We start from the raw sequence: 21,077 nt of genomic DNA, 5'->3' as shown, positions 1-21,077 counted from the left end.
CGGCGGCGCCCCGCCAAGGCGCCGATGCACGGCACCGAACGACGCGGGCTTGACCGGCAAGATCCGAAAGAGACGACCTAGCCCTTGAGGCCGTCGAACTCCGCGGCCGAACGAGTCAGCCCCTCGGCCGCGCGGGTGCAGCGCAGCGCGAGCTCGTCGACGCGGGCGCGGAAGGCGTCGGCCTGCGGCCCCTTCCAGTCCAGGGCCGCGCAGGCGCCGCGCAGCCGCTCCGCCCGCTCGCGCAGCAGCGCGGCGTGCGTGCGCAGCCCCTGGGCGGGGTCCCGCTCCCCGTCCGGCCGCCCGCTCACGCCTGCCCCTTCCACGGGGCGAACGCGTTGGACACCCCGGCCAGGTGCGGCGCCAGCTCCGGGTGGTGCCGCAGCAGGACCGTCACCATCGAGTTCTCGTCGATCCAGCGCAGCCCCTCGGGCGTGTACACCTCCGGCCGGTAGTCGGTGGTGAAGAACCGGTCGCTCTTGAGCCGGCGGGTGGCCATCAGCGCGAAGATCCTGAACAGGGTGTCGCTGAACCCGAAGCCCGCCGGGCGCGGTTCGGCGAGGTTGCCGACCAGGGTGTCCACCCGGTCCAGCCGGCCGTCGTAGATCTCCCGCAGCAGCGGGGTGTCGCCCGGGTGCCCGCCGGTGAGCTCCTCGAAGGAGGTGACCGGGCGCTTGCGCAGCATCTGACGGTAGGCGTTGTAGCGGGGGATGCCGCGCTCCCGGTCCCGCAGGACGTCCACCGTGCCGAGGTCGATGTGTTCACCGGACAGCCGGGCGAAGTTCCGCAGCGCGTCGGGGTGGTTGTGCAGCACCAGGGCGCCCGGGTGCGACACGCCGAAGGTGTACAGCAGGTCGCTCGTGCCGAACTCGTCGACCGCCGTGCGGGTGGTGGCGCCCTGCATGTCGTCGAAGCCGATGACCTTGCGGACGGTACCGCCCCGGTGCTCACGGACCGTGATCTCGTCGGGGATCAGCGGGTGCAGCCGGTACGCCGACACGAACTCCTCCGTCATGGAGAACGGCGCCGCGTGGTGGTCGGTGGCGGAGCCCAGGGTCCCGCTGAGCACCTCGCCGCCGATCCGACCGAAGGTCTTCGTCACCCAACGGGGCAGCAGCCCGTACCAGTTGGAGCGCATCGCGTGGTGCAGCACCGGGTGGTCGAGGATGCCGGGGGTCCACTCCACCGTGTGGATCTTCGCCATCAGGGCGGTGTTGACCAGCCGCGCGGTGTGGAAGAGCCGTTCGTCGTCCCAGGTCGGGTGGTGGGAGCGGATGAGGTCGCAGATCGCGTTGTGCTCCTTCGCGAACAGCGTGTGCAGCAGCGACAGGCCGGTCCAGTAGTCGCTGTTCATCCCGGTCGCGTCGAGGCACTCCATCCCGGGCCGCGGGTCCCGCGGCAGCCGGCCTTCCTCCAGGATCAGGCGCCCCTGCTCGCCGGTGCGCAGGGAGCGGCAGCGGGCCTCGTCCGAACCGTAGATCTGCGAGCCGTCCCACCAGTGGGTGACGGTGTTCTCGTACGTCGGCGGACCCCCCGGGGTGGTGTGCGCGACCGGGTCGGGGCGGGTGCGGTTGATCCGCATCGGGCAACTGCCGCCCTGCTGCGCCCAGTCGTCGTCGGCGGCGAGCGGAACGGTGAAGGGCTCGGCCTCCTCGTTGTCCCCGTGGTTGGCCCAGCCGTGGTTCTGGAACTGGATCCAGGCCGCGGCCAGCAGGTTGAGGGTGGGCGCGGGGACGAAGCCGCGCCGGGCCAGCAGCTGCCGGCTGACCTCGCGGGGACTGGGCGCCATCAGGGCCTCGTCCTCGTCCGGATGGGCGAGCTCCAGCGGGGAGTTGCGGTCCAGCCGGGTCCCGGCCCGGCCCATGTCCACGTCGTACGGGTCGTAGCCCGAGCCGTCGTACGAGCGGTACGGGGCCAGGTGCGGGGTGGGGCGGCGGTCGCGCTCGCCGCCCGCGCCGAAGGTGTCGTACAGGTTGAGGCGGCGCAGGTCCTCGCGGATCACGGCGAGGTTCAGCAGGCCCAGCGCGTGCGGCAGTTCGTACCACTCGTGGGTGCGGTTGATCCGGGCGAAGGCCGCCGACTCCAGCCGCTCCAGGAGGCCGGGCGGCCCGTACGGCCGGGGGCCCGCGGGCGGCGGGGTGCCGCCGCCGGCCTGGCCGGGCAGCAGCCCGCCGGCCCCGGGGGCCGTCTGCGGTGCGGTGTCGGTGGTGTCGGTCATACGGGGTCCTCAGCGGTCGTGGAGGGTGAACAGGTGCGTGCCGGTGACCCGGCCGCGGAAGGCGGCGAGTTCGGAGTCGACGTGGGTGCGGGCGTGGGGGACGTCGTGCTCCAGGTTGTGCGCGTACCGCTCGGCGGCGTGGCACAGCGGGAAGGCGTGGGTGTCGTCCTTCCACGTGAACTCGGTGAATTCGGCGGGGAGTCCGTACGCCGACACCGGCGACCTGCCCTCCAGGCTCGGCACGATGTCGTGCTCGTTGACCAGCGAGAGCACCCGGGTGCGCGGATCGGCGGCCCGCTTGTGGTCGATGGGCGAACCGATCGCGACCACGTGCGTCACCGTGTAGAGGGCGTTGAAGTCCCGGCTCGACGCCAGGTTCATGGCGGTGAGCCCGCCCTGGCTGTGGCCGACCAGCGCCACCTCCGAGCCGGAGGGAACCAGCCGGTTCAGCGCCCTGCGCACGGCGCGGGTGTAGGCGGTGTCCGCGGACCCCATCGCGTTGCAGCTGCCCACCAGGTCCTGTGGGCACTCCTGGTTGAACCCCTTGCCCATGCCGGCCAGTTGCACCACGTAGCGGCGCGTCCCGTCCGGGCCGGCCACCTGCTGGACGAGGAGCAGCCCGCGGGTGCCGAGGTGACCGATGTTGCGGACGTAGCCGACGATGGTGCCCGAGGTGTCGATCCGCTCCAGCAGCTCGGCCGAGGGGGTGTGCGGCTCGGCCCGGCCCCTGCCCCGGTCCAGGAACGCCCAGACGGCGCTCGGGGTGCCCACCAAGAAGTCGGAGGTCAGCGGCCGGTTGGTGGCGATCTGCCAGCCGGCGGTGTCGTTGAACGGGTTCTCGTCGGTCAGCGCGTTCCAGGCCATGATGTCGGCGAACGACGGCGCCAGCAGGGCCAGCGCGTACTCGGCGCCCTTCTCCGTCAGCAGCCCCTTGAACACCCGGACGGCCTCGGCCTGCCGGTCCTCGTCGATCGCGCGCAGCACCCGCGAGGTGGTGGGGTTGGCCAGCAGCTCGGGGTGGCGCACGGCGGCCGCCCGGATCCGTGCCTTGAGTCCGGTGACGGCGAGGCTGACGGCCAGGCTCTCCCGGCTGGTCAGCACCCCGGCCAGCCAGACGGCGCCGGCGAGCGGGGTGCGCCCGTGCGGGGCCCAGCCGAAGCCCCGCGGGTCCAGCAGGGTCCTGCCGGGGGCCGGCCGCCGCCAGGGGCAGCCGGGGGCCGAGGGCGAGGCCGGAGGCGTAGCGCGCGGCCTCGCGCACGGCGTCGGCGGCCCCGGCCAGTTCACGGCAGACGTGGTGCAGGGAGTCGACGTCCGGCTGGGTGACGGGCGCGGCGGCCCCGGGTACGGCTTCGGGCACGGGATGCTCCTCTCTGGGGGTGCGGGACGCCCTAGGGGCGGCCGAGGCGGAGCCGGATGCCGGCCGTGTCGACGATGCCGGGGAGCGGGCGGCCGGTGTCGAGGACCGGGCGGGCGCCGGTCAGCCGGTTGCCGCGCAGCACCTCGGCGCAGACCAGCGAGGACAGCAGCAGCCCGAGCCGGTCGCCGGGGCAGCGGCCGGCGCCGTGGCTGAAGGGGGCCATCCGGGGGTCCAGGTCGGCGTCCGGGGCGAGCCAGCGGCCCGGTGCGAAGAGGTGTCCGCCGGGCACCCGCTCGGGGTCGCGCTGGTGGAAGCCGATGGGGACGAGGACGGTGGTCCCGGCCGGGTGGCGCACCCCGCGCCATTCGGTCTCGGCGCGGGTGACGCGCACCAGGTCGGGCACGATCGGGTACAGGCGCAGGGACTCCCGCACACAGGCCCGCAGCCGGGGCAGCCCCGGCGTGCCGGCCGCGATCTCCGCGCGCGCCTCGTCCTGCTCGGCGGGGTGGGCGGCCAGCAGGAGCAGGGTGCGGATGACGATCGGCGCGCAGACCTCGATGGCCAGCAGCCAGTGGTGGGTCTGGCCGAGGGGGTCGGTGCCCTCGGGGGAGGGGGCGGCGAGGGCGCGGGCGGCCAGGGTGTGCGGGGGCGCGTCGGCCGCGTACCGGGCGATCCTGGTGTCCGCCCGCGCGTACAGGGCCCGGTTGGCCTCGGGGCGGCTGCGGCCCATCCAGTTGGCCTGGTCGCGCAGCGTGGTGAGCCAGCCCGCGAGTTCCGCGTCGTCCGCCGCCCGGTCGCCGAGGACGATCCGGCGGGAGGCACGGGCCATGGCGGTGCGCAGCCGGGGGAAGTCGAGGACGGTGGCGGCGGTGAGCGGGCGGCACTCCTCCTCGACGATCCCCTGGTACTCCGCGCACGCGGGGTGGTTGTCCTGACCGGCGGCCAGGGCACGGTCGTTGACCTCGCGGCGGTCCTCGCGCAGGGCCCCGTGCGAGCAGATGACGCCGGTGGGCTCGAACACGGCGAGGCTGTCGAGCTTGTCCTTGGCGTCCATGGCCAGGACGTCCATGGGCTCGGCGAAGAACCGTGCGATGTCCTCCTCGTCGAAGAGGACGAGCATCTCGCCGGAGAGGGCGCGCACCAGGACGGGCGCCCCGCCGTGCCGGGCCCTCATCGCCCGCAGCGTGGCGTTCGACCAGGCGGGCTGGTTCAGCCGGGAGTACAGGGCGACCACCCCGAACCGGGGGCTGGCGACACCGCGTACGAAGACGGGCAGGGTGTGGGTGGCCATGAAGCGGACCGTCTCCGCCAGGCCGGCCCGGACCGGCGGCCGCGGCGGGGTCCCGGGGCGGGCGGTCCCGTGGATCTCGGTGGAGTGCGTCATGCGGAGACCACCTTGCCGGGGTTGAGGAGGTTCTTCGGGTCGAACAGCCGCTTGAGGCCGCGCTGGAGCTCCAGGGAGACGGGGCCCAGCTCGCGCTCCAGCCACTCCCGCTTGAGGGTGCCGATGCCGTGTTCCCCGGTGGTGGTGCCGCCCAGGGCGAGGCCGGCGGCCATGATGTCGTCGTAGGCGGTCCGGGCGCGGTCGAGTTCGCCGGGGTCGGAGGGGTCGAAGACGACCGTGGGGTGGAGGTTGCCGTCCCCGGCGTGGCCGAGGGTGAAGACCTGCAGCCGGTGGCGGGCGGCGATGTCCTCGATCTGGCCGATCAGCTTGGGGAGTTCGCTGCGGGGGACCGCCACGTCCTCGATGAAGGCGGTCAGCCCGCCGCCCCGCGAGGCCATGTACGCGCCGATCGCGGGGGTGACCAGGCGGCGCGCCTCGATGATCTCCCGGGCCTCCTCGGCGGTGGCGGAGGTGGCCACGTGGTCGGACCCGGCCTCCTTGCACAGGAGTTCCATGGCGGTGAGGTCCGCGGAGGGGTCGGCGCCGTCGCTCTCGACGATCAGGGTGGCGGCGCTGCCGGGGCGCACCAGCGGGTGGGCGCCGAGGTCCGCGATGGCCCGGGTGGTGGCCCGGTCGAGGAGTTCGAGCGCGGAGGGGGTGTGCCCGGCGCGGGTGATCGCGGCGACGGCGTCCCCGGCGGCGGTCAGGGTGGGGAACTGGGCGAGCAGGGACAGGGCCGGCGGCCGGGCGGGCCGCAGGGCGAGGGTGGCGCCGACGACCACCGCGAGGGTGCCCTCCGAGCCGACGACCAGCCGGGTGAGGTCGTATCCGGCGACGCCCTTGGCGGTGTCCCGGCCGGTGCGCATGCGCCGCCCGTCGGGCAGTACGAGGTCCAGCCCGAGGACGTAGTCGGCCGTGACCCCGTACTTCACGCAGCAGATGCCGCCGGCGCCGGTGGCGATGTTCCCGCCGATGGTGCAGGTCTCCCAGGAGGCCGGGTCCGGCGGGTACGCCAGCCCGTACCCGGCGACGGCCTCGGCGAGGCGGCGCGTGGTGACCCCGGGCTCGCAGCGCACCAGGCGGTTGGCGGGGTCCACCGACAGGATCCGGTCCAGGGCGGCGGTGGACAGTACGACGCAGCCGTCGACGGCGTTGGCGGCCCCCGCGAGTCCGGTGCGGGCGCCCTGCGGGACGACGGGGACGTCCAGTTCGTAGGCGGTCCGCATGATGTGCTCGACCTGCTCGGCGGTGCGGGGGACGGCGACCACGGCGGGGGTTCCGCACGCGGAGAAGGGCGCGGTGTCCCGGGAGTGCGCGGCGAGCTCCGCCGGAGCGGTGAGCAGGGCCTCGGCGGGGAGCGCGGAGCGGAGCCTGGCGAGCAGGAGGGGTGTGTCGCTGGTGACGGGCATGCCGGCCTTCCGGGACGGTGCGGTGGAACGGGGGTGCGGGGAGGGGGTCACAGGGTGGGGAGCTCGGTGGTGACGGGCACGTCGATGAGCACCGGGCCGTCCTGCTGGAGGGCCGACTCCCGGACCAGCTTGACCAGTTCGCCGCAGCTGGACGCCCGGTGCGCCGGTACTCCGTAGCCGGTGGCGACGGCCGTGACGTCCAGGCCGGGGATGTCGAGCCCGGGCGCGCCCTGGGCCCGTTCCACCTGGGCGAACCACTGGAGGATCGCGTAGCGCTGGTTGCTGAGGACGACGAAGGTCACGGGGACCTTGTAGGCGGCGGCGGTCCACAGGGCCTGGACGGCGTAGTGGGTGGAGCCGTCGCCGATGACGCAGACCACCGGCCGCTCCGGGGCCCCGAGCTGCGCGCCGACGGCCGCGGCCAGGCCGAAGCCGAGCCCGCCGCCGGCGGTGAAGAGGAACGAGCCGGGCGTGTCGATCCGGGTCGCGTCGTGGAACTGCCCCAGGTTGGACGGGGATTCGTTGATCCAGAGGGTGTTCGCGGGGGCGCCCTGGGCGATGGCCGTCATCGCGGCGAGCGGGGTGAGTGCCCCGTCGACCTCCTCGAAGGACTCGGCACGCTCCAGGGGCGGGGCCGCCGGCGGCAGCTCCGCCGCCGGCAGCGCGGCGGTCAGCGCCCGCACGGTCAGGGCGAGATCGGCGACGATCGCGTCACCGACGGGGGCACGGCCGGCCTCGTCGGCGTCCCGGGTCAGCTGGACGAGCTCGGCCCCCTCGGGCAGGTAGGCGCCGGGGACGTACGGGTAGTAGCAGAAGACCGGGGCGCCGATCACCAGCACCAGGTCGTGCCCCTCCAGGCAGCGGGAGAGCGGTCCGATCGCCGGGGGCAGCATCCCCCGGTACTGCGGGTGGGACTTGGGGAAGGCGACCCGGCCCTCGGTGGGTGCCGACCAGACCGGCAGGCCGGTGCGTTCGGCCAGTTCCACGACGGCGTCCCAGGCCCCGGCGGCGTCCACGTCGTTGCCGGAGACGAGGACCGCGCTGCGGGCCCCCGAGAGCCGGGCGGCCAGCCGCCGCACCACCTCGGCGGAGGGGGCGGCGGCGTGGGTCACGGTCCGCGCCGCGGTCCGCTGGGCGGCCCGGTCCTCGTCCTCGTCGAGCAGCACGTCGAAGTCGTCCATCGGGAGCGAGAGGAACACCGGTCCCTGCGGCGGGGTTTCGGCGATCTGGGCGGCGCGGGCGAGCGCGGGGCCGATGTCCGCCGGGCGGGGCGGCTCGTAGGCCCACTTCACGGCGGGCTGGGGCAGGAGCGTGGACTGGGGGTTGGCCAGCAGGGCCTCCATGGTGAGCATGGCGCGCACCTGCTGGCCGGCGGTGACCACCATCGGGGTGCGGTTGGCGCGGGCGTTCAGGATCGCGCCCATCGCGTTGCCCGTGCCCGGCCCGGTGTGCAGGTTGACCAGGCCGGTGGTGCCCGAGGCGAGGGCGAAGCCGTCGGCCATGCCGACCACGACGGCCTCCTGGAGTCCCAGGACGTAGCGGAAGTCCTCCGGGAACTGCTTGAGCATGGGGAGTTCGGTGGAACCGGGGTTGCCGAACACCGTGGTCATCCCGCGGGTTCGCAGGACGTCCAGGACCGACTCTCGGACCGTGCGCATGGGGAGGTTCCTTCGCTGGCGGGCGGGATCGCGACAGTGTGTGATCAATGCATCACATCGCGTTGATCAAGGCAAACCCGTGATCCGTTCGGGTCGGCGGCCGTGGAACCCTTGCCCGTGCGCCCTCGTGCGTGCTAATGGCCGCCAGGTCTGCCGGGGTGGGCCGTATTGCGATAAACCGCATTAGTGCGTGCCGTTGGGATTCGTCTCCGGGCGCTCGCGGCGGACCGGCGATAAGAAGTCAAAGACGGCCCGGGAATCACCTCCGCCGCCCCGGCGGAGCCGTCGGCGCAAAGGCTCCGGCTAAAGCGCATCAGTCCAGCTCGTGACCGGTTGCGCCGCCCCGGGTTCCGCCGTCTTCCGTTACCCACGGACAGGCGTTCCCCCGGCCAGCGGGATTCCGGCCGCATTGACGCGCCCGGCGCTTGCGTACAGCCTGGGGCACCGCCCTCCGGCGCCGGAGCCGGAACTCCCACGAAGGCGGCGACGATGACCCGTTACCCCTTGATCCGTACGGCCGTCGCCACCGTGGCGGCCGCCGGCCTGCTCTCCCTCTCCGCCTGCGGCCTCGGCGGCGCCGGACCCCGGGCGGGAGAGGCGCGGAAGACCGGCCGGGTGGCCGGGGAGATCACCTTCCGGACCCTCCAGCTGAAACCCGTCTACACCGCCTACGTCCAGGGCGTCATCGACTCCTTCGAGCGCGCGTACCCCGAGGCCGAGGTGAAGTGGGAGGACGTCCCCGGCGACGGCTACAACGAGAAGCTCGTCGCCGACGCCCAGGCCGGGGCCCTGCCCGACGTGGTCAACCTCTCCACCGACTCCTTCCAGCTCCTCGCGGACCGCGGCATGCTCGCCGACGTGGCCTCCCTCGACGCGGCGGCGGCCAAGGAGTACGTCCCGGGCGCCTGGGAGCAGTTCAAGCTCCCCGGCAAGGGCGAGGGGGTGTACGCCTACCCGTGGTACGTCACCCCCGAGATCCTCACCTACAACCAGGACCTGTTCACCAGATCCGGACTCGACCCCGCCCGACCGCCCACCACCGTCGAGCAGTTCTTCGACTACGCCGAGCAGATCGCCGCCCGCTCCGGCGGCCGGTACGCCGCCTTCATGGCCGACCCCAAGGGACGGCTGCCCGGCGACTGGCAGAAGATGGGCGTACCCCTCCTGAACAAGGCGGGGGACCGGTTCACCTTCGACACCGACAAGGCCGTCGCCTGGGCCGACCGGATGAAGGACCTGTACGCCAAGGGCGCCATGCCCAAGGAGTCCCTCCTGAAGGCCGACGACATCAACCAGCTCTACGGCAGCGGCCGGCTCGTCTTCGGCCCCGGCTCACCGGGCTTCGTCAAGGACATCAAGGCCAACGCCCCGCAGGTGTACGCCCAGACCCGGGTGGCGGGCGCCGTCACCGGCACCCTCGGCCACATCGGCATCTACGCCCAGTCCCTCGGCATCCGCAAGGACACCGCGCACCCGGACGCGGCGGCCGAGTTCGCCAAGTGGGTCACCAACGGCCCCAACCAGGTGGAGTTCTCCCGGCGGGCCACCATCTACCCCTCCAACGCCCAGGGCCTGGCTGACCCGCGGTTCGCCGACCGGGGCGACGGGAAGGACGCCGAGACGCTGGCCCGCGCGATCGGCGCCGAACAGCTGAGGACGGCCGCGCTCGACGCCAACACCCCCGTCCAGTGGACCAGTCAGGTCGGTGACGCGGTGGCGCGCGAGATGCAGAAGGCCATCAAGGGTGAGGAGGACGCGCGGACGGCCGTACGGAGGGCCGAGGAGGAGGCCAACCGGCTGCTGGCGGCGGCGGGCCGCAGGTGACGGCGCCGGAGGGCGGGGGAGGGCTGCCGCACCGCAGGTGGTGGAGCCCGTACCTGTTCCTCGCGCCCGGCCTGGCCGCGGTGCTGCTGTTCAGCCTCTGGCCGTTCGTCAACACCGTCGTGCTGTCCCTCACCGACGCCCGGGTGCTGGAGGGCGGGAGCTTCGTCGGCCTGGCCAACTACCGGCGGGCCCTGGCCGACCCCGACTTCTGGCTGGCGGCCGCCAACAGCGTGCTCTACCTGCTGGTCGTCGTGCCCTGCCTGGTGGTGCTGCCGCTGGGACTGGCCGTCCTGGTGCGGCGGGAGGTCCCCGGCATCGGCCTCTTCCGGTCCGCCTTCTACACCCCGGTGATCGCCTCCGCCGTGGTCGTCGGCCTGGTCTGGCAGTGGCTGCTGCGCAGCGACGGAGCGGTCAACGCGGTCCTCGTACGGCTGCGGCTGGTCACGGAGCCCGTGCCCTTCCTGACCGACAGCACGCTGCTGCTGGTCTCCGCGATGATCGTCACGGTGTGGAAGGGCCTGGGCTACTACATGGTCTTCTACCTGGCCGCCCTCGGGAACGTACCGGGAGCGCTGTACGAGGCCGCCGCCCTCGACGGGGCCGGACCGGTGCGCCGGTTCACCAGCATCACCGTCCCGTCCGTCAAGCCGATGATGCTGCTGGTCGGGACGCTGTCGGCGATCTCCGCCCTGCGGGTGTTCACCGAGATCTACGTCCTGGGCGGGGAGAGCGGCGGCCCCGGCGGCGGCGCACGCACCCTGCCCTTCCTGATCCGGCAGGTCGGCCTGGGCTTCGCCGGGGAGACCGGCTACGCCTCCGCCCTCTCCCTGCTCCTGTTCCTGCTCACCCTGGCCTTCAGCCTGCTGGGCCGCCGGCTGACGAAGGGGGACGAGGCGTGAGCGGACGCGCGGCCACCGCGGGCCGCGGGGGCGCGGGCAGGCGCCGGGCCGCCCTCGCGGCCCGCTACCTGACGCTCTGCCTGGCCCTCGTGGTCACGACCGGCCCCCTCGCCTGGCAGTTCCTGACCTCACTGCGCGGGCGCGGCGAGAACGTCTACGAGGGCGTCCTGCCGGCCGAGCCGACCCTCGGCAACTACGTCCGCGTCGCCGAGTCCTTCCCGCTGCTCCCGTACACGGCCAACACCCTCGTGGTCGCGGCCCTCGCCGTCACCTCGAACCTGGTGTTCGCCGCCATGGGCGGCTACGCCCTGTCCCGGGAGGGCTGGCGGGGCCGCAGGGCGGTCTTCACCGTGCTGACCGCCACCCTGATGTTCCCCTTCGAGTCCGTGATGATCTCGATGTTCCTCACCGTGCGCGGGATGGGCCTCGTCGACACCCTCGTCGGCGTGTGGCTGCCCGGAGCGGTCTCCGTCCTCAACATCATGATCATGCGGGCGGCGTTCCTCGCCGTCCCCAGGGAGCTGGAGGAGGCCGCGGTGCTCGACGGGGCGAACGAGTGGACCCGGTTCACCCGTGTCTTCGTCCCCTCCGCCCGGGGCGCCCTGGCCGTGGTCTGCATCACCAGCTTCATGGGGGCCTGGGACGACTTCCTGTGGCCCCTGATCGTCCTGACCGACAGCGAGCACTACACCCTCCAGCTCGGCCTGAAGAGCCTGGCCGGCGCCACCACCGTCAACGACCAGCGGCTGATCGCGGCCGGAGCCATGGCCGCCCTGCTGCCGATGATGCTGCTCTTCCTCGCCCTGCAGCGCTTCTTCTTCCGGGGCGTGGGCGAGGGCGCCGTCAAAGTCTGAACCGCACCCGACCCTCCCCTGGAGCCGCCGTCATGCACGACGACCGCAGCATCATCGAGCAACGCCTCCGCCGGGTCCTGGGCGAACGCATCAGGCCCGCCATCCGCTCCCGGCCCCTCCCGCTGACCGTCGCCCGGTGGGACGCCCCCGGGGAGCCCGTTCCCGTCACGGAGGCCCTGGCCGCCCCCTACACGCCCTGTGCGGCCGGGGACGCCTGGGGCCCGGCCTGGGGGACCACCTGGTTCAAGGTCACCGGCGCCGTACCCGCCGACTGGGCGGGCCGCACCGTCGAAGCCGTCCTCGACCTCGGCTTCGACCGGATGATGCCCGGATTCCAGTGCGAGGGCCTGGTCCACCGGGCCGACGGCTCCGAGGTCAAGGCCCTCAACCCGTACAACGACTGGGTACGGGTCGCCGACCGCGCGGCCGGCGGCGAGCGGATCGAGTGGTACGTCGAGGCCGCCGCCAACCCCGTCCTGGTCGAGCACCGCCCCACCACCGAGGGGGACCGGCTGACCAGCGGGGACCGGCCCCTCTACCGGCTGGCCCGGATGGACCTGGCCCTCTTCGAGACCGAGGTCTGGGAACTCGTCCAGGACCTCGACGTCCTCCAGGGCCTGATGGAGCAGCTCGGCGAGGACGACGCCCGCCGCCACACCGTCCTGCGCGCCGTCGGCTCCGCCCTGGACGAGCTCGACCTGGACGACGTCCCCGGCACGGCCGCCGCCGCCCGCGCCCGCCTCACCGGGGTGCTCGCCGCCCCGGCCCACGCCTCCGCGCACCGGATCAGCGCCGTCGGCCATGCCCACATCGACTCGGCCTGGCTGTGGCCGCTGCGCGAGACGGTCCGCAAGGTGTCCCGGACCGCCTCCAACATGGTCGCCCTGATGGACGAGCACCCGGAGTTCGTCTTCGCCATGTCCCAGGCCCAGCAGCTCGACTGGATCAAGACCCATCGGCCCGAGCTCTTCGAACGGATCAAGAAGAAGATCGCGGAAGGGCAGTTCGTTCCGGTCGGCGGCATGTGGGTGGAGTCGGACACCAACATGGTCGGCGGGGAGGCCATGGTCCGCCAGTTCCTCTACGGCAAGAAGTTCTTCCTGGAGGAGTTCGGCATCGACACCAAGGGGGTGTGGCTGCCCGACTCCTTCGGCTACACCGCCGCGCTGCCCCAGATCGTCCGGCTGGCCGGCAATCAGTGGTTCCTCACCCAGAAGATCTGCTGGTCCCAGACCAACCGGTTCCCGCACCACACCTTCTGGTGGGAGGGCATCGACGGCTCCCGCGTCTTCACCCACTTCCCGCCCGTCGACACCTACAACAGCGACCTCGGCGGCGCCCAGCTGGCGCACGCCGCCCGCAACTACCGGGAGAAGGGCCGTGGTTCACGCTCCCTGGTGCCCTTCGGCTGGGGCGACGGCGGTGGCGGCCCCACCCGTGAGCAGCTCGCCCGGGCCCGCCGGCAGCGGGACCTCGAAGGCTCCCCCCGCGTGGAGATCGAGCGCCCGGACGCCTTCTTCGACAAGGCCCGCGCCGAGTACGGGGACGCCCCCGTCTGGGCCGGCGAGCTGTACCTGGAACTGCACCGCGGCACCTACACCTCCCAGGCGAAGACCAAGCAGGGCAACCGCCGCAGCGAGTCCCTGTTGCGGGAGGCCGAACTGTGGGCGGCGACGGCCGCCGTGCGCGTCCCCGGCTTCGCCTACCCGTACGAGGACCTGGAACGGCTGTGGAAGACCGTCCTGCTCCACCAGTTCCACGACATCCTGCCCGGCTCCTCCATCGCCTGGGTGCACCGCGAGGCCCGTGAGACGTACGCGCGGGTCGCGGAGGAGCTGCGCGCCCTCACCCTGGCCGCGCAGACCGCGCTGGCCGGCGACGGCGAGCGGGAGCTCGTCTTCAACTGCGCCCCGCACACCCGCCGCGGGGTCCCGGCCGGCGGGGCGGACCTGCCCGCCCCGGCCCCGCAGCCGGCCACCGTGGAGGAGCGGCACGGCGGCGGCCACGTGCTGGCCAACGGGAGGCTGCTGGTGGAGGTCGACGGCCGCGGCCTGATCGTCTCCGCGTACGACCTGGAGCAGGGCCGGGAGTCCCTCGCCCCTGGCCGCGCCGCCAACCTGCTGCAGATCCACCCGGACTTCCCGAACATGTGGGACGCCTGGGACGTCGAGGCCTTCTACCGCAACAAGGTCACCGACCTCGACGGCCTCGACACCCTGGAGGTCACCGACCAGGGCCCCGACGCCTGCTCCGTCACCGTCACCCGCTCCTTCGGCTCCTCCTCCGTCACCCAGACGATCGGCCTGCGGGCCGGGGCCAAGACCGTGGACCTGGTCACCGAGGTGGACTGGCACGAGACGGAGAAGTTCCTCAAAGCCGCCTTCCCCCTGGACGTGAAGGCCGAACGGACGTCCTCCGAGACCCAGTTCGGGCACGTCCAGCGCGCCACGCACACCAACACCTCCTGGGAGGCCGCCCGGTTCGAGATCTGCGCCCACCGCTGGATCCACGCCGCGGAGCCGGGCTGGGGCACGGCCCTGCTCAACGACTCCACGTACGGCCACGACGTCACGCGCGAGGTCCGCCCCGACGGCGGCCAGACCACCACCGTCCGGCTCTCCCTGCTGCGCGCGCCGCGCTACCCCGACCCGGAGACCGACCAGGGCCGGCACACCCTGCGCCACGCCCTCGCCCCCGGCGCCGGCATCGGGGACGCGGTCCGCGAGGGCCACGCCCTCAACCTGCCCGAGCGGGTCCTGCGCGGCGCGGGTCCGGTCGCACCGCTGCTCTCCGTCGACAACGACGCGGTGGTGGTGGAGGCGGTCAAGCTCGCCGAGGACCGGGGCGGCGACGTGATCGTCCGGCTCTACGAATCCCGCGGCGGCCGCGCCCGGGCGATCCTCACCCCCGGCTTCCCCCTCGCCGCGGCGACCGAGACCGACCTCCTGGAACGCCCCCTGCCGCCCACGGCCGTCGGCGCCCCGACCCCGTCGGGGGCGGTCCCGCTGAACCTGCGCCCGTTCCAGATCGTCACGGTGCGCCTGCGCCGCTCCTGACGGCCCCGGCCGGGACACTCGCCGCCCCTCCGGCACCCGCCGGAGGGGCGGCGGAGGCCGTGAGAGTCGCCACAGCTGTTTTGCACCTAGTTGCAGAACCGTCTCCCGCTCGCTTACAACAGGGTCAGGACACCGCGCGAGGAGACACACACCCATGAGCCCGTACCCGCACCTGCTGAGCCCCCTGGACCTCGGCTTCACCACCCTGCCGAACCGCGTGATCATGGGCTCCATGCACACCGGCCTGGAGGAGCACCAGGGCGGCTTCGAGCGCCTCGCCGCCTTCTACGCCGAGCGCGCCAAGGGCGGCGCCGGCCTGATCGTCACCGGCGGCATCGCCCCCAACGACGCCGGCCGCCCCTTCGAGGGCGGCTCCCGCCTCACCACCGAGGAGGAGGCCGCCGAACACCGGGTGATCACCGACGCGGTGCACGCCGAGGGCGGGAAGATCGCCATGCAGATCCTCCACTTCGGCCGCTACGCCTACCACAAGGACCTGGTCGCCCCCAGCGCCGTCCAGGCGCCCATCAGCCCCTTCGTCCCGAACGAGCTCACCGCCGCCGAGGTGGAGCAGACCGTCGAGGACTTCGTCCGCGCCGCCCGCCTCGCCAAGCTCGCAGGCTACGACGGCGTCGAGATCATGGGCTCCGAGGGCTACCTGATCAACGAGTTCATCGCCGCCGCCACCAACCGGCGCACCGACGACTGGGGCGGCGCGTACGAGAACCGCGTGCGCTTCCCGCTGGAGATCGTCCGCCGCACCCGCGCCGCCGTCGGCGAGGACTTCATCCTGATCTACCGCCTGTCCATGCTGGACCTGGTCCCCGGCGGTTCCACCCTCGACGAGGTCGTCCACCTCGCCAAGGAGATCGAGGCCGCCGGCGCGACCATCATCAACACCGGCATCGGCTGGCACGAGGCCCGCATCCCCACCATCGCCACCTCCGTCCCGCGCGGCGCCTACACCTGGGTCACCCAGAAGCTGATGGGCGCGGTCTCCGTCCCGCTCATCACCAGCAACCGCATCAACACCCCCGAGAAGGCCGAGGAGATCCTCGCCGACGGCCGCGCCGACCTGGTCTCCCTCGCCCGCCCCTTCCTCGCGGACGCCGACTTCGTCGCCAAGGCCGCCGCGGGCCGCCCGCAGACCATCAACACCTGCATCGGCTGCAACCAGGCCTGCCTCGACCACACCTTCAGCGGCAAGCTCACCAGCTGCCTGGTCAACCCGCGCGCCTGCCACGAGACCGAACTCGTCCTCTCCCCGACCCGGACGAAGAAGACCGTCGCCGTCGTCGGCGCCGGCCCCGCCGGCCTCGCCTGCGCCGTCTCCGCCGCCGAACGCGGCCACGCCGTCACCCTCTTCGAGGCCTCCGGCCACATCGGCGGCCAGCTCGACATCGCCCGCCGGATCCCCGGCAAGGAGGAGTTCGAGGAGACCATCCGCTACTTCGGCACGCAGCTCGAAGCCCACGGCATCGACGTCCGCCTCAACACCCCCGCCGGCGTGGACACCCTGCGCGGCTACGACGAGGTCGTCGTCGCCACCGGCGTCACCCCGCGCACCCCCGCCATCGAAGGCGTGGACCGCGAGAACGTCGTCAGCTACCTCGACGTGCTGCGCGACGGCGTCCCCGTCGGCGAACGCGTCGCCGTCGTCGGCGCCGGCGGCATCGGCTTCGACGTCGCCGAGTTCCTCACCGACAGCGGCGAAGGCGCCTCCCAGGACCCCGCCGTCTACTTCCGGCACTGGGGCGTCGACACCGCGTACGCCGGCCCGGGCGGCCTCACCGCCCCCGAACGGCCCGCCGCCCCGCGCCGCGTGACCCTCCTCCAGCGCAAGACCACCAAGGTCGGCGCCGGCCTCGGCACCACCACCGGCTGGATCCACCGCGCGGAGCTCAAGCACCGCGGGGTGGTCTCCGTCGCCGGCGCCACCTACGAGCGGATCGACGACGAGGGCCTGCACATCACCGTCGACGGCGAACCGCGTCTGGTCCCGGCCGACACGGTCGTCCTGTGCACCGGGCAGGAGCCGCGCCGCGACCTGTACGAGGCGCTGCGCGCCGAGGGCATCGAGGCCCACCTGATCGGCGGCGCCGACGTGGCCGCCGAACTCGACGCCAAGCGGGCCATCCGCCAGGGCACCGAGCTGGCCGCCTCCCTCTGATCCCTCCGGCGGAAAGGCAGTTGTGGCGGCCCGGCCGGGCCCCCCCCCCCCCCCCNCGTCGCGGGCCAGGGAGTCGGACCAGGGCAGCCGCAGGACGGCGTGCCGCTCTCCGGTCTCCTCGACGGTGAGGCCGAGGGCGAGCACCCAGGGGGCGAAGTTGTCGGCGAGGATCTGGTCGGCTTCTGCGGGTGTCAGCGTCACCCGGAGATTGTGGCGGCCCGGCCGGGCCGCCACAATCTCCGGGTGACGCTGACACCCGCAGAAGCCGACCAGATCCTCGCCGACAACTTCGCCCCCTGGGTGCTCGCCCTCGGCCTCACCGTCGAGGAGACCGGAGAGCGGCACGCCGTCCTGCGGCTGCCCTGGTCCGACTCCCTGGCCCGCGACGGCGGCGGCCTGTCCGGCCAGGCCCTGATGGCCGCCGCCGACACCGCCACCGTCATCGCCGTCTCGGCCGCGCGCGGGGCGTACGGCCCGATGACCACCGTCCAGCAGTCCACCAGCTTCCAGCGGCCGGTCGTCGGTACCGACGTGCTGATCACCGTCCGGGTCACCAAGCTCGGCAAGCGCATGGCCTTCGCCGACGCCACCATGACCCCCGACGGCGCCCAGGACCCCGCCGCCACCGCCTCCACCGTGTACGCCCTGCTGGGCTGAACGGGTTGTCCGCCCCCGCACCGCTCCGGCGCAATCGCGATTTCACCGTCTTCTGGCTCGGCCAGGCCCTGTCCGTCATCGGCGGCTCGCTCTCGCTGGTGGCGCTGCCCGTGCTGGTGCTCGACGCCACCGGGTCCCTCGTCCAGATGGGCCTGATCACCGTCGTCACCGGGGCCACCGGCATCCTCACCGGGCTGTTCGCCGGCCATGTGGTGGACCGCTCCGACCGCCGCCGCCTGATGATCGTCTGCGATCTGGCGCGGGCGGTCCTGCTGGGCGCGGTCCCGCTGGTCTGGCTGACGGCCGGACCGCTCGTCTGGCCGCTGTACGTGCTGACCGTGCTGGTCACCGCCCTGAAGACGGTGTTCGACGTGGCGTACGTGACCGCCGTCCCCCAACTGGTGGGGACCGGGGAGCTCACCGCCGCCAACTCCCGGCTCATGGGCACCTTCGCCCTCGGGACGCTGGCCGGGCCCGTCGCCGCCGGGTTCATCACCGCGGGGCCGGGCGGCGAGTGGGCCCTGGGGATCGACGGGGCGACCTTCCTGGTCTCGGCGGTGAGCCTGCGCTGGGTGACCTTCGGACGCCACGCGCCGCCCGCGGACGAGGCCCCGGCACCGGCGCCGGCCTCACCGGGCGGACGGCTGCGCGAGGTCTTCGCCGTGGGCTTCCGCTTCCTGTGGGGCCACGCCCTGCTGCGCCCCCTGACCGTACTGCTCACCCTGCTGACCTTCGTCACCATGGGCGCCACCGACCTGCTGATCTACCGGGTCCGGGAGGACCTCCGGCAGGACGCGGCCACCCTCGGCTACGTGCTGGCCGTGAGCGGGCTCGGTGTCATCGCGGCGGCCCTCGCGGCCGGCCGGCTGCGGCGGGTCCTCGGCTTCGGACCGTGCTGGCTGGGTACCGTCGGGCTGATCGCGGTGGCGGTCGCCGGAGTCGGTCTCAGCGGCAGCGTTCCCGTGATCGCCCTGCTGGGCGCCGTGTTCATGTTCGGTATCACCCTCGGCGGGATCACCTCGATGACCCTGCGCCAGGAGGTGACCCCGGACGCGCTGCTCGGCCGGGTCACCTCGGCCTTCTGGACGGTGCACAACGCGGCGGGCCCCGTGGGCGCCGCCGTACTGACCGGGCTGGGGGCGCGGTACGGGGTTCCGGCGGCCAGTGTGGCGGGCGGGGTGCTGTGCCTGCTGATCCTCGGCGCGGGACTGGCGACCCCGCTGCGGAGCGCCCGCCGGCCGCCCGCGGCGGCGGTCTCCGCCGCGGTCTGCGACGCCAGGCGCGCGGCGGACCGCTGAACCAGCCGGAGACCCCGGTCGGTTCAGCGGTCCGGCCGGCGGATCAGAACAGCCGGGGTCCCGCCGGGAAGGGCAGCGGCGCCCGCTCCGGCAGGGCCTCGCGCCGCTGGGCCGGAGCCGGAACGGTCGTGCAGGTCACGTCGCGGGCGGGCAGCCGGCCCGTGCTCAGGTAGGAGTTGACGGTCGCGTTCACGCAGGAGCCCGGGTCGGACAGGTACACCGTGTGCCCCTCGCCGCCGAGGGCGAGGGCCATCTTCGACCCCTTGAGGGCGCGGTGCATCCCCTGGCCGGTCACCAGCGGGGTCTGCGAGTCCCACTCGTTCTGCACGAGCAGCACGTCGGCCGGGATCCGCATCGGCGTGGCCGCCTCGGCCGGCCGCTGCCAGAACGCGCACGGCTTGATGTTGGAGGCCATGTCCCCGTACAGCGGGTAACGGGCCTTGTCCCGCTCCGCGTCACGCCGGTACTGCTCGGGGTCGCGCGGCCAGTTGTCGGTGTCCCCGCACAGCACCGAGAAGGCCACGGCCATGCCGTTGTCCGAGGCGGGCTCGGCGGCGCCGCCCCGCAGGGTCCCGCGCACCTCCTCCGGCACGGCCGTGCCCCCGGGCGGCGGGGTGCCCTCGGCCGCCGCCTTCAGGGCGCTGACGAACGGGGCCGCCTTGGCGGGGGAGAAGAACAGGGGCCGGGCCCTGCGGATGTCGTCCCCGGTGAGCTTCTGGCCGTCGAGCTCGATCGGGTCGCGGTCCGCCCGCGCCACCAGGCCCCAGAAGGCGGCCGACACCGCCTGCGGGGTGGCCCCGAGGTGGTACTCGGCGTCGCGCTCCGCCGTCCACTCGGTCCAGCGCGCGAACGCCGGCTCGGCCTCCGTGGCCCACACCTGGATCATGCCGCGCCAGATCCGCTGCGGGTCGATCGAGCTGTCCAGGACGAAGCGGTCGGTCCGGGAGGGGAACAACTGGGTGTACACCGCGCCGAGGTAGGTGCCGTACGAGTACCCCAGGTACGAGATCTTCCGCTCGCCCAGGGCCACGCGGATGGCGTCCATGTCGCGGGCCGTGTTGCGGGTGGTGATGTGCGGGAGCACCGCACCGGCCTTCTCCCGGCACTTGTCCGCGACCGTGCGCGCCCAGGCCACGTCCGCGGCGAAGGTCTCGGGCCGGTAGGCCCGCTGGAACTGCTGCTCCGCGTCGGTCAGTCCGCAGCTGACGGGGCTGCTCGCGCCGACCCCGCGCGGATCGAAGCCGATCAGGTCGTACTGCTCACGGACCTCCTTGGGCAGCGCCCCGTCCGCCATCAGCGGCAGGTCGAGCCCCGGCCCGCCCGGCCCGCCGGGGTTCATCAGCAGGACGCCGCGCCGCTTGGCGGGGTCCGGGCTCTTCATCCGGGATATCGCGAGGTCGAGGGTGCGCCCCCGGGGCTGCCGGTAGTCCAGCGGCACCTTGAGCGTGGCGCACTCGTACGAGGCCGGCTGCTCGGCACTGCACCGGTGCCAGGCGGGCTTGGGCGGCGCGTACTCCTGGGCGGCGGTGTCGGCGGCGGCTTGAGTGGCCGTCAGGAGGGGCAGGGAGGTGACCAGTAGCCCGGCGGCGGCGAGCAGGGGCGCGAAGCGTTTCGTCTGCGGCACGGAAGGGCCGTTCCTTTCGGAGAGGGGCGAGTCCCTGCCCACCTTGGAGTACCGGGCGGCGGGGCGAATCATCCCTCGTGACGGCTCTTGTCCTCCTCGTGAACGAGGCGATTTCGGACAACGGGCCTAATTCCCTTAGGGGTTGGGCCGCATGACGGACCGGGGCGGGGTCAGTGGCCGGTGTGCGCGGCGCCGGTCTCGACGCTGCCGCCGAGGCGCTCGCGCAGACCGGCCAGGGCGTCCGCGGACTGGGCGGTGACCACCCAGCGGTTCCCGACCAGGTAGAAGCCGCCGTACGGCTCGGCCTCGGCCAGCCAGGAGCGCAGGCCTGCTTCGGCGGCGAAGGTGGTCATGCGGTAGACGCCCTGTCCGGTCTGACAGGCTCCCTGTCGCAACTCTTCGGCCTGAGTGCCCAGTTCGGGCGTGCAGCCGAGGGCCTCGGCGATCTGCTCGACCGTCGCGGAGGCGGAGGCGGAGGCGGAGGCGGAGGCGGAGGCGGAGGGAGTGGCGGAGGCGGTGCCCGCCGCGTGGGCGGCATGGGCCGCATGCGCGGACCCCGGGCGGGCCGGCGCGGCGGCGCAGGCACCGGCCGCCAGCACAACGCACAGTACGCCGCCCAGCGCGCACGCGCGGCGGATCCGGCGGTCGGACGGGGACATGGGCAACCTCACT

Annotated in this window: 15 protein-coding genes and 1 pseudogene; 7 read left to right on the top strand and 9 right to left on the bottom strand. The window is 73.5% G+C overall.

Going from position 1 to position 21,077, the window contains the following annotated elements:
- Positions 1 to 77: 77 nt before the first annotated feature.
- From VR44_RS13605 to mdlC, 6 genes are all read right to left on the bottom strand, one after another.
- Positions 78 to 308: a hypothetical protein gene (locus VR44_RS13605; RefSeq protein ID WP_045947729.1), complete on the bottom strand. Its 231-nt coding sequence runs from the start codon at positions 306 to 308 to the stop codon at positions 78 to 80.
- The gene (locus VR44_RS13600; RefSeq protein ID WP_094191612.1) at positions 305 to 2,215 is read right to left on the bottom strand and encodes a peroxidase family protein; all 1,911 of its coding nucleotides are present in this window, start codon (positions 2,213 to 2,215) and stop codon (positions 305 to 307) included. Before VR44_RS13600 ends, VR44_RS13605 begins: the two co-directional genes overlap by 4 nt.
- Positions 2,216 to 2,224: 9 nt before the next feature.
- Positions 2,225 to 3,499, bottom strand: a complete 1,275-nt coding sequence (locus VR44_RS13595; RefSeq protein WP_052713594.1) for an alpha/beta fold hydrolase — start codon at positions 3,497 to 3,499, stop codon at positions 2,225 to 2,227.
- 104 nt (positions 3,500 to 3,603) lie between these two features.
- The gene (locus tag VR44_RS13590; RefSeq protein ID WP_045947728.1) at positions 3,604 to 4,956 is read right to left on the bottom strand and encodes a cytochrome P450; all 1,353 of its coding nucleotides are present in this window, start codon (positions 4,954 to 4,956) and stop codon (positions 3,604 to 3,606) included.
- Positions 4,953 to 6,365 (bottom strand): FAD-binding oxidoreductase, encoded by a 1,413-nt coding sequence (locus VR44_RS13585; RefSeq protein WP_045947727.1) that lies wholly within the window; start codon positions 6,363 to 6,365, stop codon positions 4,953 to 4,955. Before VR44_RS13585 ends, VR44_RS13590 begins: the two co-directional genes overlap by 4 nt.
- A 47-nt stretch (positions 6,366 to 6,412) precedes the next feature.
- A complete protein-coding gene (gene mdlC, locus VR44_RS13580) occupies positions 6,413 to 8,023 on the bottom strand; it encodes a benzoylformate decarboxylase (RefSeq protein ID WP_045947726.1) in 1,611 nt (536 codons plus the stop codon).
- Between the two features lie 489 nt (positions 8,024 to 8,512).
- Between mdlC and VR44_RS13575 the strand changes: the two genes are divergently transcribed.
- The 5 genes from VR44_RS13575 to VR44_RS13555 all read left to right on the top strand — a co-directional run bounded on the left by VR44_RS13575 (position 8,513) and on the right by VR44_RS13555 (position 16,826).
- Complete coding sequence (locus VR44_RS13575; RefSeq protein WP_045947725.1) at positions 8,513 to 9,847, top strand: ABC transporter substrate-binding protein; 1,335 nt, start codon at positions 8,513 to 8,515, stop codon at positions 9,845 to 9,847.
- Positions 9,844 to 10,746, top strand: a complete 903-nt coding sequence (locus VR44_RS13570; RefSeq protein ID WP_245691780.1) for a carbohydrate ABC transporter permease — start codon at positions 9,844 to 9,846, stop codon at positions 10,744 to 10,746. The genes VR44_RS13575 and VR44_RS13570 overlap by 4 nt, the downstream gene beginning before the upstream one ends.
- Complete coding sequence (locus VR44_RS13565) at positions 10,743 to 11,600, top strand: carbohydrate ABC transporter permease (RefSeq protein WP_045947724.1); 858 nt, start codon at positions 10,743 to 10,745, stop codon at positions 11,598 to 11,600. Before VR44_RS13570 ends, VR44_RS13565 begins: the two co-directional genes overlap by 4 nt.
- A 32-nt stretch (positions 11,601 to 11,632) precedes the next feature.
- Positions 11,633 to 14,656 (top strand): alpha-mannosidase, encoded by a 3,024-nt coding sequence (locus tag VR44_RS13560; protein WP_045947723.1) that lies wholly within the window; start codon positions 11,633 to 11,635, stop codon positions 14,654 to 14,656.
- A gap of 154 nt (positions 14,657 to 14,810) precedes the next feature.
- Complete coding sequence (locus tag VR44_RS13555; RefSeq protein WP_045947722.1) at positions 14,811 to 16,826, top strand: NADPH-dependent 2,4-dienoyl-CoA reductase; 2,016 nt, start codon at positions 14,811 to 14,813, stop codon at positions 16,824 to 16,826.
- 15 nt (positions 16,827 to 16,841) lie between these two features.
- On the opposite strand, the pseudogene VR44_RS47110 reads toward VR44_RS13555, so the two are convergent.
- A pseudogene (locus VR44_RS47110) lies at positions 16,842 to 17,027 on the bottom strand (thioesterase); the annotation flags it as partial.
- A gap of 42 nt (positions 17,028 to 17,069) precedes the next feature.
- On the opposite strand from VR44_RS47110, the gene VR44_RS13550 reads away from it, so the two are divergent.
- A complete protein-coding gene (locus VR44_RS13550) occupies positions 17,070 to 17,483 on the top strand; it encodes a PaaI family thioesterase (RefSeq protein ID WP_045947733.1) in 414 nt (137 codons plus the stop codon).
- A 5-nt stretch (positions 17,484 to 17,488) separates the two neighbouring features.
- On the top strand, positions 17,489 to 18,781 hold the full coding sequence (locus tag VR44_RS13545) for an MFS transporter (RefSeq protein ID WP_052713593.1): 1,293 nt from the start codon (positions 17,489 to 17,491) through the stop codon (positions 18,779 to 18,781).
- Between the two features lie 43 nt (positions 18,782 to 18,824).
- Here VR44_RS13545 and VR44_RS13540 read toward each other — a convergent pair whose 3' ends face one another.
- The gene (locus tag VR44_RS13540; protein WP_245691778.1) at positions 18,825 to 20,405 is read right to left on the bottom strand and encodes an alpha/beta hydrolase; all 1,581 of its coding nucleotides are present in this window, start codon (positions 20,403 to 20,405) and stop codon (positions 18,825 to 18,827) included.
- 170 nt (positions 20,406 to 20,575) lie between these two features.
- On the bottom strand, positions 20,576 to 21,077 hold a 502-nt coding region (locus VR44_RS43890; RefSeq protein ID WP_211275064.1), incomplete at its 5' end, for a hypothetical protein.

Origin of the sequence: Streptomyces katrae (assembly GCF_000966975.1) — a bacterium.
Classification (GTDB): Bacteria; Actinomycetota; Actinomycetes; order Streptomycetales; family Streptomycetaceae; genus Streptomyces; species Streptomyces katrae.
This window is presented reverse-complemented; position numbering and strand designations above follow the sequence as displayed.